The sequence below is a fragment of the Arenibacter sp. P308M17 genome (assembly GCF_003426735.1).
Lineage (GTDB): Bacteria > Bacteroidota > Bacteroidia > Flavobacteriales > Flavobacteriaceae > Arenibacter.
Genome location: NZ_QVON01000004.1, coordinates 273,274 through 287,399, shown reverse-complemented (window position 1 = coordinate 287,399; position 14,126 = coordinate 273,274). Strand labels below are relative to the sequence as shown.

10 protein-coding genes are annotated in these 14,126 nt (G+C 41.5%); 6 read left to right on the top strand and 4 right to left on the bottom strand.

Features of this window, described 5'->3' with window-relative positions:
- Positions 1-191: 191 nt before the first annotated feature.
- The 5 genes from D0S24_RS11960 to D0S24_RS11940 all read left to right on the top strand — a co-directional run bounded on the left by D0S24_RS11960 (position 192) and on the right by D0S24_RS11940 (position 5,788).
- Entirely contained in the window at positions 192-1,355 is a 1,164-nt protein-coding gene (locus tag D0S24_RS11960) for a dipeptidase (protein WP_117020092.1), read from the top strand.
- Positions 1,356-1,516: 161 nt separating this feature from the next.
- Positions 1,517-2,704, top strand: coding sequence for an enoyl-ACP reductase FabV (fabV, locus tag D0S24_RS11955; protein WP_117020091.1), 1,188 nt, complete (start codon positions 1,517-1,519; stop codon positions 2,702-2,704).
- Between the two features lie 149 nt (positions 2,705-2,853).
- Positions 2,854-3,714 (top strand): esterase family protein, encoded by an 861-nt coding sequence (locus tag D0S24_RS11950; protein ID WP_251795783.1) that lies wholly within the window; start codon positions 2,854-2,856, stop codon positions 3,712-3,714.
- A gap of 38 nt (positions 3,715-3,752) precedes the next feature.
- Positions 3,753-4,724, top strand: coding sequence for an aldo/keto reductase (locus D0S24_RS11945; protein ID WP_117020090.1), 972 nt, complete (start codon positions 3,753-3,755; stop codon positions 4,722-4,724).
- A gap of 227 nt (positions 4,725-4,951) precedes the next feature.
- Positions 4,952-5,788: a sugar phosphate isomerase/epimerase gene (locus D0S24_RS11940; protein WP_117020089.1), complete on the top strand. Its 837-nt coding sequence runs from the start codon at positions 4,952-4,954 to the stop codon at positions 5,786-5,788.
- 38 nt (positions 5,789-5,826) lie between these two features.
- Here the strand turns inward: D0S24_RS11940 and D0S24_RS11935 are convergent, their stop codons facing one another.
- From D0S24_RS11935 to D0S24_RS11920, 4 genes are all read right to left on the bottom strand, one after another.
- Positions 5,827-6,252 carry a VOC family protein gene (locus D0S24_RS11935; protein ID WP_117020088.1) on the bottom strand — a complete coding sequence of 142 codons (426 nt, stop codon included), beginning with the start codon at positions 6,250-6,252 and terminating at the stop codon, positions 5,827-5,829.
- A gap of 102 nt (positions 6,253-6,354) precedes the next feature.
- Positions 6,355-7,209 carry an alpha/beta fold hydrolase gene (locus tag D0S24_RS11930; protein WP_251795782.1) on the bottom strand — a complete coding sequence of 285 codons (855 nt, stop codon included), beginning with the start codon at positions 7,207-7,209 and terminating at the stop codon, positions 6,355-6,357.
- A 308-nt stretch (positions 7,210-7,517) separates the two neighbouring features.
- The gene (locus D0S24_RS11925; protein ID WP_117020087.1) at positions 7,518-8,066 is read right to left on the bottom strand and encodes a hypothetical protein; all 549 of its coding nucleotides are present in this window, start codon (positions 8,064-8,066) and stop codon (positions 7,518-7,520) included.
- Positions 8,067-8,131: 65 nt separating this feature from the next.
- Positions 8,132-9,649: a helicase HerA-like domain-containing protein gene (locus D0S24_RS11920; RefSeq protein WP_117020086.1), complete on the bottom strand. Its 1,518-nt coding sequence runs from the start codon at positions 9,647-9,649 to the stop codon at positions 8,132-8,134.
- 232 nt (positions 9,650-9,881) lie between these two features.
- On the opposite strand from D0S24_RS11920, the gene D0S24_RS11915 reads away from it, so the two are divergent.
- A complete protein-coding gene (locus D0S24_RS11915) occupies positions 9,882-14,063 on the top strand; it encodes a hybrid sensor histidine kinase/response regulator transcription factor (RefSeq protein ID WP_117020085.1) in 4,182 nt (1,393 codons plus the stop codon).
- Positions 14,064-14,126: the final 63 nt, after the last annotated feature.

Below are 14,126 nucleotides of genomic sequence, written 5' to 3'. Positions count from 1 at the left end.
TTTTAGTAGGTGTGTCCAAATTCAATATAGTTCTATAACGTATAATTTTAATTTTTGTTTTATGGTTTATAATGCTTGTAGCGAACACCAAAAAAGTTAGGGTCTGTAATATATAAATCGATACACTTTATATTGTAACTGTTTTTAATTTATTTTGATTAATTTTTGGCTCACAAAACCAATTGGATTGGATGAAAAAATTTCTTAGGTACATATTGGCCATAGTGCTACTTCTATATTTCTTGGCAACTTTTATGGTATCTCCAATTTTGGACAGGCAACTGAACCTTGTTGAATATAGTGATCCAAGACAATTGGGGGCCGAAGCACAAGAATTGTACAATTCACTGGAGTTCATTGCAGACCTGCATTGTGATGCCCTGCTATGGGATCGCGACTTGACCCAAAAACTGGATTATGCGCATTTGGATTTTCCCCGAATGCAAAAGGCAAATATGAGCTTACAGGCATTTACCATTGTCACGAAATCTCCCAAAGGGCAGAACTTTAAGCAGAATAGCGCAGGAGCATTCGATAATATTACAATGTTGAATTTTGTTCAGGGCCAACTACCGGATAAGTGGTTTAGTCTATACAAACGGGCCGAGTACCAGGCAAGGGCTTTACAGAAGTACCAAGGGAAGTTAGACGTTAAATTTTTTTTGGTGAAATCGCGCCAAGATTTAAAAAAATTGATAGAATCAAAGCAAGCAGATCCAGAGGTTATTGGAGGTTTTTTGGGAATTGAGGGGGCTCATTGTCTGGAGGGAAATTTGGAGAATGTGCAGAATCTATATTACGAAGGGGTAAGAATGATGGCTCCTACACATTTCTTCGATAATGAACTGGGGGGATCGGCACATGGTCTTTCCGGGGCAGGGCTTACGGATTTTGGTCAGGAGGTTATTCAGGAGATGAACCGTTTGGGCATTATTATAGATTTGGCACATGTCTCCCCGAAAATGATGGATGAAATTCTCGACCAAACTACCCGACCGGTCCTGGTATCGCATACAGGTGTTAAGGGGACCAAGGATAGCCCCAGGAACCTATCTGATCACCATATCAATAGAATTGCGGCATCGGGCGGGCTCATAGGTATCGGGTTCTTTAGGGGTGCCATAAAAGGGGAGATTAAACATATTGTGGAGGCCATAAAGTATGTCCGCGATTTGGTAGGTATTGAGCATGTGGCCCTGGGTTCCGATTTTGACGGTGCGGCCACAACACCTATAGATGTAACCGGCCTTCCCTTTATAGTCCAGGAATTAATGGACCAAGGGTTTTCGGATTTGGAGATCAGAGCTATTATGGGCGGTAACGTTAAGCGGTTTTTAATGGAACAATTGCCCTAGTGTGGGAATAGTTCTATTTAAAACGGGATTGTAGGATGCAATTTTCCCTACTTCAACTTTATCTTTTGAATCTTTTATATATCTTCGATAATTGGAAAATTATAAATAATAGGCACTGTTAAAACTTCCATATTGGGAAAGTGCAGAAAATAAATTAATAAATGATTATAGAGCCAAGAACACGTGGATTTATTTGTCTTACCGCCCATCCCAAGGGGTGTGAACAAAATGTTATTGATCAAATTGAGTATGTGAAGTCTAAAGGAGCCATTGATGGGGCAAAAAAAGTACTGGTAATCGGAGCTTCCACAGGATTTGGTCTGGCTTCCAGGATTACCAGTGCCTTTGGGGCCGGAGCAGCTACTATAGGGGTATTTTTTGAAAAGCCGCCCGCGGAGGGCAGGCCGGCCTCTCCAGGTTGGTACAACAGTGCGGCCTTTGAAAAGGAAGCGCATAAGGCAGGATTGTATGCCAAAAGTATAAACGGGGACGCCTTCTCCAATGAAATAAAAAAACAGACCTTGGATCTGATCAAAGCGGACCTTGGCCAAATAGATATGGTTATTTATAGTTTGGCTTCACCGGTACGGACACATCCGGATACCGGCCTAAAATATAAATCGGTCTTAAAACCAATAGGGGCCAAATTTCAAAACAAAACCGTGGATTTTCATACCGGGGTAGTATCCGAAGTATCCATAGAACCGGCCCAAGGGGACGATATAGAAAATACGGTGGCCGTTATGGGCGGTGAAGATTGGAAAATGTGGATCGATGATCTGAAAGGTGAAGGCTTGCTTTCCGAAGGATTTACTACTGTAGCCTACTCCTATATTGGCCCTTCACTTACGGAGGCGGTATATAGAAAAGGAACTATTGGCCGTGCCAAGGATGATCTGGAGGCTACTGCATTTACCATATCGGACAGTTTAAAACCTTTGAACGGAAAGGCCTATGTTTCCGTAAACAAGGCCTTGGTAACCCAGGCAAGTTCTGCCATTCCGGTAATACCGTTATACATATCACTATTGTACAAGATAATGAAGGAGGAAGGAATACACGAAGGCTGTATAGAACAAATTCAACGCCTGTTCCAAGATCGATTGTATGCCGGAAAAATACCTCTGGATGACAAAGGAAGAATACGGATAGATGATTGGGAAATGCGCGAAGATGTACAGGCCCGGGTAGCAGCACTTTGGAAGAAGGCCACTACCGAAACCTTGCCGGAAATAGGCGACCTTAAGGGCTATGGGAAAGATTTCTTCAATTTGTTCGGGTTTATGGTAGAGGGGGTGGACTACAATGAGGACGTTGACGAAATAGTGGATATTCCAGGGCTTCAGTAATTATTTGTATTCCCAATCCAATCATAAATGTATGCCATGTTTGGTAGAAATTAGATACATATGAAATGAGCCATAACAAATCTTGATACCAACAGATATGTTCAATGGCGAATTCCATCTGACCTTTAAAAAACAATAAATTTGAACAGATGAAAAACTATCTATTGTTGTTATGTACGCTGGTATGCTTGGCAAGTGCCAATGCCCAATCTGGAAAAGTATTTGACGCCCTTACCATGAAGAGTGAAATCCTCAAGAGCGAAAGGAAGTTTGCCGTATACCTGCCTCCGGATTACGAAACTTCCAATAGGAGCTACCCAGTGCTGTATTTACTACATGGAGCTGGGGACGACCAAACGGGATGGGTACAATTTGGGGAGGTGCTACGTATTACCGATAACGCCATTAAGGAGGGCAAGGCCACTCCTATGGTTATTGTTATGCCGGATGCAAATACGGGAACCAGAGGCTATTTTAATTCCATAAAAGGGGATTGGAGGTATGAGGATTTCTTTTTTGAGGAATTAATGCCCTATGTAGAGAAGAAGTATCGCATTAAGGGAGAGAAGCGTTTTAGGGCCATAGCCGGTCTTTCCATGGGTGGCGGTGGATCGTTCATGTATGCCTTGCGCCATCCAGAATTGTTTTCTTCGGCCTGTCCGTTAAGTGCCTATATTGGGCCCTTAAGTTTGGACGATTTTAAACAAAGACTTAAAAATGGCAATGAGAGCTACGAAGATAACCTTGTCAGTGCCTATTATGAAAGGCACAATGCCCTGTCCCTTATACAGGCGTCCTCATTGGAGGATCTGAAGTCGGTTAGATGGTTTATAGACTGTGGGGACGATGATTTTCTTTACGAAGGAAATAGTTTGGTCCATATTGCTATGAAAAAGAAGGAGGTGCCCCATGAATACAGGGTAAGGGAAGGGCGTCATAGTTGGACCTACTGGCGGGAATCCCTGCCCGTGGTATTGGAATTTGTGTCCGATGCCTTCCATCAGTATTGAATAATAAATAGATTCGGGAATTCTTTGGAGATAGAAGTATGGTTATAAGAAAATTTGGTAGGACCCAGTGGGATGTTGGTGAAATAGGATATGGAATGTGGGGCATGGGCGGATGGACGGAGTCCGACGACCTATTGTCCGCCAAGTCATTGGATCTGGCCGTGGAAAACGGAGTTAATTTTTTTGATACGGCTTGGGCATATGGCCATGGGCACAGTGAGAAATTGCTAGGCGATCTGTTGCGAAGGTTTCCCCATAAAAAGCTTTATACCGCCAGTAAGATTCCGGCAAAAAATTTTAAATGGCCGGCAAAGGCGGAATATAGTCTGGAGGAATCCTATCCAAGGTCCCATATCGTGGATTATACCGAAAAAACCCTTAAAAATTTAGGTGCGGAGCAATTGGATTTAATGCAGTTCCATACCTGGGACGATGGTTGGTCCGACCGTGAAGAATGGCAAAGAGCGGTGGAGGATTTAAAAAAATCGGGAAAGGTAGCGGCCATGGGCATCAGCGTAAATAGATGGGAGCCCGAAAATGGTATCAAGGCCCTCAAAACAGGAATACTGGATGCGGTACAGGTAATTTACAATATTTTTGATCAGGCTCCGGAAGATGTTCTCTTTCCCTTATGTGAGGAGTTGGATATTGCTGTTATTGCTAGGGTACCTTTTGATGAAGGTACCTTGACCGGTAATATAACCAAAGAGACCAAGTTTCCGGAAGGGGATTGGAGGGGGACCTATTTTGTTCCCGAAAATTTAATGGCAAGTGCGGAAAGGGCAGATCTGTTGAGACCGGTTGTCCCGCAAGGGATGACCATGGCGGAAATGGCTTTGCGATTTATAACGATGAACAAAACGGTAAATACCATAATTCCCGGAATGCGCAAGGAAAGGAACGTTTTAATGAATACGGCCTTAAGTGATGGTAAAGGTTTGCCCATTGGGTTGTATCAAGAATTAAAAGGCCATAGATGGGACAGGAAACCAACCACATGGTCCCAATAACATAAATAATCAGTAGTGTCCGATTAAAGACAAAAGACCACTTCGTTGCAAGACTTAAGACAAATGACCCTATCACAATCAGCTGATTTAAAGCGTCCCTTTTTATTAAGATGTATCGAATCAAAAAGCAAGGTACAAAAGACGTCAATGACTCTAAATAATTGTTTTTAATGGACTTATGATGATTCATAAATATTTTATCGGACAACAATAATAAATAATAGATAATGACAACTAGAAAAGAATTTTTAATGCAGTCAGGAATGTTGGCGGCAGGAGTAGTTTTAATGCCCTCCTTTGCATTACCGTATAAGGACCCAAAAAAGAATTTAGGGGTTCAATTGTATACTTTTCGTAAGGAAATGTTGGAAGATGCTGTTGGTACCTTAAAACGGATAGCGGCATTGGGAATTAAACAAATTGAATCGGCCAGGAGTGTCAAAGGGCTTTATTACGGCTTGGCACCTAAGGAAATGAAAAGCGTTTGTGAAGATCTTGGGATGACCCTTAGGAGCGGCCATGTAGCCTTGGACGAACATTGGAACGAGACTATGGACCAAGCGGCCGAGGCCGGTCAGGAATATCTGATCTGTTCCTCCCTGCCCACCGCAGGACAAACTGCGGATAATTATAAGAAAGTGGCCGAGGCCTTTAATAAGGCAGGGGAGGAATGTAGCCGTCGAAATATTAAATTCGGATACCACAATCACGAATATGAATTTGAATCCGAAAACGGGGAGGTGCTCTATGACATCTTGTTAAAAAATACGCAAGCGGACTTGGTATATATGGAACTTGATCTGGGTTGGGTAGTGGTTGCCGGAAAGGAACCTTTGGATTATTTTAGAAAATATGAAGGAAGGTTTCCATTATGGCACTTGAAGGATATGGACATGGTGAAAAAGGAAAGTACCGAGTTTGGAAAGGGAGGATTGGATATAGCCCAAATGCTAAAAAATGGAAAGGAATCCGGACTGAAATATATATTTATCGAACAAGAGGAGTATGCCAGTACCCCTTTTGAAAGTATGTCCCATAATATGGTGTATATGAAAAACCTTTAAAAGCTAAAGTATCCCTATGCTGCATGTTTAGGGAAGCCCTATTTGGCAAATAATTGCCCTAAATCCTTAAAGGCTTTGAATTCCAGCGCATTTCCCGCGGGATCCAAAAAGAACATAGTGGCCTGCTCACCTAAGTCGCCCTTAAACCGGATATAGGGCTCAATAACAAATTTGACCCCTTTAGCCATAAGTTCGTCGGAAAAGGATCTAAAAATATCCCAGGGGAGGACCACGCCGTAATGCGGTACGGGTACATCCTTGCCATCTACAGGGTTATGGTGCAGTTCTTCGGATTTGGCCTTAGGCTTATAGTGGATTACCAATTGGTGTCCAAAAAGATTAAAGTCTACCCAATTATCACTGCTTCTTCCTTCTTCACAATTTAATATCTCTCCGTAAAACTTACGGCATTCGGCCAAATTATGGACTGGAATGGCAATATGGAAGGGAGTAATGTTATTCATATTTCAAGTGCTTTATTTTAATGAAAACGAGTTGTATAATTTCCTAAAAATAATCATATTTTAAAATAGAAATAAAAACAAAGGATAAAACTTGGACCGTCTCTAAGACAATAAAAAATCCACTATCTGTAAGTTGACCTCCTCTTGGTGCAGGGAGTGGCCAAGTCCGGTGGTTTTTAATAAGCGGCTGTTCTTCCAGTTTTGATGAAGGCGTTCGGAGGCGTTGTAGGGGGTTATCGTATCCCGTTCATCATGGATGATCAGCCCTTTTTGTTCGATGGATTTAGCAAACTTTGGGGTGGATATATCGTGGATCCTATAGTTGAAATGTTCATAAATGTGCTTGTCCAAAGCCCTTAGGACCTTCTTGTTGAACCTGACCAGTTTTTGGTAGTGCACCATTAATTCGGACAGTTCTGCAGGGGCACCTAAAGTAACTATTTTTTCAATGTATGGGTTTGGGTTTTGATATTGATTATGAAGGGTGGCAAGTCCCCCCATAGAATGCCCAATAATATGTTTGGGCCGGTAAAGGTCTATAAGTTGCCGTGCACTGTCCGCATAGGTGACCACATTTAAACTGTTTCCTTCGGAATACCCATGGCCCGGTGCATCAAAGGCAATGATGTGGAATTCCCTTTCCTGTAATTTTTCAATGAGATATCGCCACCTATAGGCGTTGCTTTCCCAACCGTGCATAAGAAGAACGGTTTCTCCGGCTCCTGGCCATTCATAGGTCTGCAGCCTAGAATTGTTAACTGTAATTTTTTTGCCCAGGAACTCTTGTAGATATTCTTGCTGTACCGGTAATATGCTGCCCTTTCTTGGGGTTGTAAACGTTTTGAAGGCTTTTTTTCCAGCCTCTTTTTCAGAGAAAAGGGCCGTTAAATTGAAAAAGGCACCGTAGGATAGGGCCAATGCACGGTAAAGGGTTTTGTTCATGGATTTTATCTTCATATTCCCCATCAACTTTTGGGATATTCCTGTATAATATTTTTGAGCTTTAAGCCGTAGGCCATAATCAATACTTAATTTTCATTTGCTTACCGCTTACCGCTTACCGCTTTGGGTTATATGCTCCACTTTGTGGACTACGTTTGTAACTTTGAACCTTAAACCTTAAACTTTTTCCCTGCCCACTGAAAACAGTCACTGCCCACTCCACTTAATTAGGTCTCGATCCCCGCCCGAACAGACCGTTCGGTACGGGCGGGCGCTCGACCTGACAACTTTCCAACTTTAAACCTTGAACCATGAACCAGTTTTCACTCCCAGCCCACCATCATATATTTGATCTTTGCCCTGTCCGGTATCTGAACGGCTTCAATAGTGGTGTTGTTGCCATACTGCAGGTTAGCGGGAAGTTCGGACTTTGCAATGGTGAAATAGGCATCGGAGTCTTTTAGGAAAATCACTACATTGTTCAGCACGGCAACAATTTTTTTAATGGTATGCTTGTCTTTGATATCCTTAAAGGTACTATTGAGTCCAACCCCCTTTTCGGTAACATATCGTGGATCGTAAATACGGATAATGTCTATTTTTGGAATACTGTCCATATTGGGGGTGAGGGCCATTAAATGTTTGCCCCCCTTTTCATAAATGTTGATCTTCTTTACAGCAGTACCAATCTGGGTCATTGCCGTGTCCCTAACTATGGAATCGCCGGCAAATACAGTTTCAAGTTCATCAATGGAATTGGATTTTAACAGTTTGCCTACTTGATCTTTGGCAATTACAAAATCTGAATTGGAATTGCATTGAATAAAGAGCAGTGCGCTAAGGCATGCGGCAAAAATGGATTGTTTTATCATTTTAAGGGTGACGGTTAGATTTAAAGTTAAATATACTATGGTTTGTTGTTCAAAAAACCCGACAACTATCGCATTACTTTTTTTAATACGCCCAGTACTCCCCTTATAAAAGTAGCACTGGTCAATACTTTTATCACAGGGTTTTGGCGTGTACTCGCCCTTCCCGTGGTAGATCGGGTAGATCTGTTGTTGGAAGATTCCTTTTCCTCTTCGGCCAGTTTTTCCGCTCGTTCAATCTTAACGTTAAGGAGTTCATAGGCACTTTCCCTGTCTATGGCCTCGTTGTATTTGTTGATCAGTTTGGAAGTGTCTATTACTTCTTTAAGCTCACGGTTGGTAAGTATGTCCATCCTGCTCATGGGTGCCCTTAACATTGTGGCCGCCAGGGGGGTTGGCCTTCCCTTTTCATCGAGGGCACTGATCAATGCCTCCCCTATTCCCAAGGAAGTTAAAACCTCCTTGGTGTCATAAAATTCTGAAATAGGATAATTTTCTGCGGTTAGCTTTATGGCCTTCCTATCTTTTGCAGTAAATGCCCGAAGCGCGTGCTGTACCTTTAACCCCAATTGGGAAAGGACTGCTTCCGGGACGTCTGTAGGGTTTTGGGTTACAAAATACACCCCAATGCCTTTGGATCGTATCAATTTTACGATACTCTCTATCTGATTTAATAAAGCTTTTGAGGCCTCGTTGAAAATGAGGTGGGCCTCGTCTATAAAAAGCACCAATTCCGGTCTGTCCGTATCCCCCTGTTCTGGAAAGGTGTCATAAATTTCCGCCAACAGGCTCAACATAAAGGTCGAAAATAATTTAGGACGGTCCTGTATATCGGTTAAACGTATAATGTTGATATAACCCCTGCCGTTTTCATCGATTCGGGTCAGGTCTTCCACATCAAAAGATTTTTCTCCAAAAAATAGTTCGGCACCCTGCTGTTCCAGTTCTATAATTTTTCTTAGTATGGTACCGGTAGAACTGGTAGAGATTCGCCCATAGGAATCTGAAAATTCCTTTTTACCCTCCTCTGTGGCGTATTGCAACACCTTTTTAAAATCCTTTAGGTCCAACAAAGGAAGCTTATGGTCGTCACAATATTTAAAGACTACCGCTACAATACCTTCCTGTGTATCGGAAAGGTCCAAAATTCGGCTTAATAGCACCGGTCCAAATTCTGAAACGGTGGCACGTAATTTTACACCGTCCTGTTCGGAGAGCGATAGTATTTCCACCGGAAAGGCCTTAGGGGTAAAAGGTAATCCACCAATTTTGGCGTGACGCTCATCAATTTTTGGGTTTACGGGACCGGGCTGGGCCAGACCACTAAGATCCCCCTTTAGGTCCATGAGCAATACTGGAATTCCTTTATCCGAAAGGTTTTCAGCAATTACCTGAAGGGTTTTGGTCTTTCCGGTACCGGTTGCCCCGGCAATGAGACCATGCCTGTTAAGTGTTTTTAATGGAATTTTTACGTGGGCATTGGTTATGGTCCCGCCATTCAACATGGCAGAGCCCATAGTAATAAAGTCTCCTTTTGTGGTATATCCTTCCCGTATATGTTCAAAGAATTTGTCCTGGATGTCCATTGGGCTAATTTTTGATAAAAATAGGCTAATTTTAGTCAAAAGAAAAGAGGTTGGTTTTTTAGTTGCACCTATGTTTTATTACCTATTGGTTCTCTCATTGTCAAAGAAGAATATGTTGCAGCTCCATGGTTTGTATTCCGTGTATTTCTTTACACTCTGATTTCTAATAGTGTAATATGTAATGAGTTTATCTTTTTATTACTATTTTACCGCTACTTTAAACATCAGCTAGATGACGTTAGATTATAGAAGGACCTGTCTTTTCTTTATGCTTCTAAGTGTTTTTATTCCGGATTTGCGGGCACAAGGGGAGGTTTCAAAATTTAATTTTGTAAATATCAAGGAGGGAATATCCAAGGTGGGGGTATATTCCATTTTGCAGGACGACTATGGTTTTATATGGATCGGGACCAACGGATCTGGCTTGTACCGCTATGACGGGATAGATTATAAATCATACAAGCATATTATTAACGACTCTACCTCTATAAGCAGTAGCCAAATTAATTGCTCGTATTTGGATAGTAGAAATAGATTATGGGTAGGTACGGAGGTAGGGCTAAACCTATATGACCGGGAAAAAGATCAGTTTAGGCGAATTCCAGTGCTGTCTGCCAACGATCCGAACGGTCCAACAATGCCCATTAGCGCTTTAGAGGAAGATAATGAGGGCAATTTGCTTATTGGCTCTTTCCGTTTGGGGTTGTTCAAAATGGGCCTGGATAATTTTGAGGTGGAAAAATTTGCTATTAAAGAATCGGATATGGCAGATCCCTTGGTAGTGAGATCGGTACAGCCAGATTCTAGCGGGCAAATTTTTGTCGGGACCAATATGGGCCTGTATACCGTTGATGGAAAAACGGGGATACTTCAACGTTTAGGTATCTGGAAGCAGGGACAATTGGAGTTTATAGAGGAGTCGATTAGGTCAATGATGATAGATGATGCGGATAATATTTGGATAGGGACATTAAATGATGGGCTGTATAAGGTGACAATGGCCAATACGGAAATAGGGCAACCATCGGTTATGGAAAGCTACTCTTTTTCAACTCATCCCTTCTTTACCTTAATGGCACTTCCGGACGGTACCATCATGTGCGGTACCGAAAACAACGGCCTATTCCATATAAATGGAAATGGGGAGGTATTAAATCATTATCTCACCAATAAAAAAGACGAAAAGAGTCTTTTGTCAAATTCTATTTGGACCTTGTATTTGGATAATGACGAAAAAATTTGGCTCGGATATTATAACAAAGGTGTAGCGGTATACGACAGGCTATACGATAAGTTCAAGGATATAGAAAGCCTCTACAATAACCCGCGTTCCTTGCAGATAAGTTCGGTGACCTCCATCGCAAATAATGCCTCGGGTAAGTTGTGGATAGCAATGGATGGCGGAGGGATAGATATTCTGGATTTGAAGAATAACGATTACACCCATATCAACAAGGCCAATAGCAGTGCATTTTCCGGATTGGGCAGTGATTACATACAGACTATTTTTTTTGATAGCAAAGACAATGTTTGGGCAGGAAGTTGGGATGGTGGAATCTATTTTTTGAAAAAAGGATCCAATGTATTTATTAATTATAATACTGGTAACACCCAAGGGGGATTAACGTCCAATACCGTAATGAGTTTCGATGAGGATAGGGACGGTACCATTTGGATCGGGACCTATCACAATGGGCTGCATTCCTATGACCCAGATACGGGGCTTTTTAAACATTATGATTCCAAGCCCTTTAATGACCTCGGAATCAGTGGCAGTAATGCTTATAACGTTTTGGTGGATTTTGAGGACAACCTATGGTTGGGAACTACCCAAGGGCTGTACAAAATAACGAAGCTGGCAGACCAAAAGTTTTCAGTGGTGTCCATGATAGATAGAATGTCCCAGGAATCTACTAACAATTTTGCATCAAACTATATTCTTTCTCTCTATGAAAGTACCGACCATAGTATATGGATCGGAACCAAGGGAGCTGGTCTCTGCAACTACCTACCCAAAACCGACACATTTATTTGGTACGATAAATTTAATGGCCTTGAAGAGGAAAATGTATGTGGAATTATTGAAGGCTTGGATGGCAACATTTGGATGTCCGGTCATACGGGTATTTCAAAATTTGATGTTAAGACCGAGGAATTTAGTAACTATACCATAGATGACGGACTCCTGGCCAACGATTTTAATATCAATTCGGTCTTTAGGGATGATCAGGGAAATATATACTTTGGAAGTTACGAGGGGATCAATTATTTTAATCCTTCGGAGATAATTACGAATAGGAATAAGACTTCATTGTATCTATCCAGCTTTAAGTTGTTCAATGAAAATGTATTGCCCACTCAAAAGGATTCACCCTTAAGGAAAGTTATTTCCGAGACGGATAGTATTGTATTGAATCATACCCAATCTGTTTTTACCATAGAATATTCGGGCATAAACTTTACCCGACCGGAAAAAAATGAATATGCCTATTATTTGGAAGGTTATGAGGAATCATGGAATTATGTCGGAAAAAAAAGGAGTGCTACCTATACCAACTTAGATCCGGGGAACTATACCTTTAAATTAAAGGCGGCCAACAATGATGGTATATGGAACGAATCCCCCTTAACATTGGACATCACCGTTTTATCGCCTTGGTGGAAAACCAACTGGGCCTTGTTATCCTATATCACTTTGTTCGTTTTTGGGATTTATATCCTGAATAGTATGACGCAGTCCAGGATAAGGGAAAAGCAACTAATACATTCCGAGCGGGAAAAAAGATTACAGGAAAAAAATCTGGATGAAAAGAAATTCCAGTTTTTTACCAATATATCCCATGAATTTAGAACTCCGCTCACCTTAATTATCAACCCGCTAAAGGATATTCTAAATGACAATAGTATAAGCTTATCCCCAAGAATAAAGGAAAAGCACAATGTAATCTATAAGAATACAGATCGGTTATATAGATTGGTGAACGAGCTGTTGGACTTTAGAAAACTGGAATTGAATAAAATTGGTGTAAGGGCCAAGGAAATCAACTTGATTAATTTAACCCGGGAAGTGGTCGGCCATTTTAAGGAAGAGGCCTTGGATAAAAACATACACCTTGGTTTGGATGCGGATTCCGAGGATATGACCCTTTGGGCGGACGAGAGTATGATGGAGAAAATAATCTTTAATTTGCTTTCCAATGCCTTTAAGGCCACCCCGGAAGGTGGGGCCATAAATATCCAACTGCTTTCCAAGGATGAATTGTACAACCTGCCACTGGTAGATACTCAAAAACCTACCGAAGGACTGGAATTGATAATTACCGATACTGGGCCCGGTCTTAAACAAGAGGAAACGGAGCGGATCTTTGAACGTTTTTATCAAGTAGAAAACCTTAATAAGGCCTATTATGGGGGTACGGGTATTGGTTTGGAAGTAGTGCAAAGTTTCGTGAAACTGCACAAAGGTAAAATTGAAGTGAAGAGCGAGGTGGGAAGCGGAACAAGCTTCAGAATAATTTTGCCCAAGGGACCAGGACATTTTGAAAGGAACGAAATATTTACGGATTTTAAGGAACCTGATACCCAAAAAGAGCGGGTCAACCTGGTAAATTCCAAAACTGAGGCCATATCCGTTATAAGTCAGGAGGAGGCACCCATCAACTATACCTTACTGATTGTTGAGGATAACGGGGAATTAAGGACTTACCTGCGCAATGAACTTAAAAACCAATACAGGATACTTTTGGCCAAAAATGGAAAGGAAGGTTTGGAGATGGCCAAGTCGGCCTTGCCGGATATTATAATAACTGATGTAATTATGCCAGAAATGGATGGGTTCGAATTTTGCCAAAAAATTAAAGGGGATATGCGGACCAGCCATATTCCATTGTTGATGCTTACGGCCAAAGCGCGTATAGACGACAGAATGCAGGGGATAGAAACCGGTGCCGATGCCTATATGGTAAAGCCTTTTGATCTAAGACTGCTCAGATTGCGGTTGTCCCAACTTATAACCAGCAGGCAACTAATATTCAATAAATATTTTAGTGTTATCAGCGATGTTCCTATGAACAGGAATACCACATCCCTGGACAAGGATTTTATTGAAAAGGTAATGAACTACATCAATAAAAATATAGGAGATCCAGATTTAAGTGTGGAAGTATTGGCCTCAAACTTAAATTTGAGCAGAAGTCAGTTTTATAGAAAAATCAAGGCGCTGACCAATCAGACGGCCAACGAATTCCTTAGGAATATAAGAATAGAAAGGGCTAAACAGATAATAGAAATGGGAAATACCAATATCAGTGATGTTTGTTATCAGGTCGGGTTCTCTTCACCATCCTATTTTACCAAGTGTTTTAAGGCCTATTTTGGAATATTGCCAACAGAGGTAGATCCTATTAAAACATAGACCGGCTACCATTTGCTTATTGCCGTTCAAAATAATTTCAATATTACTTCAATCTGAAGATTT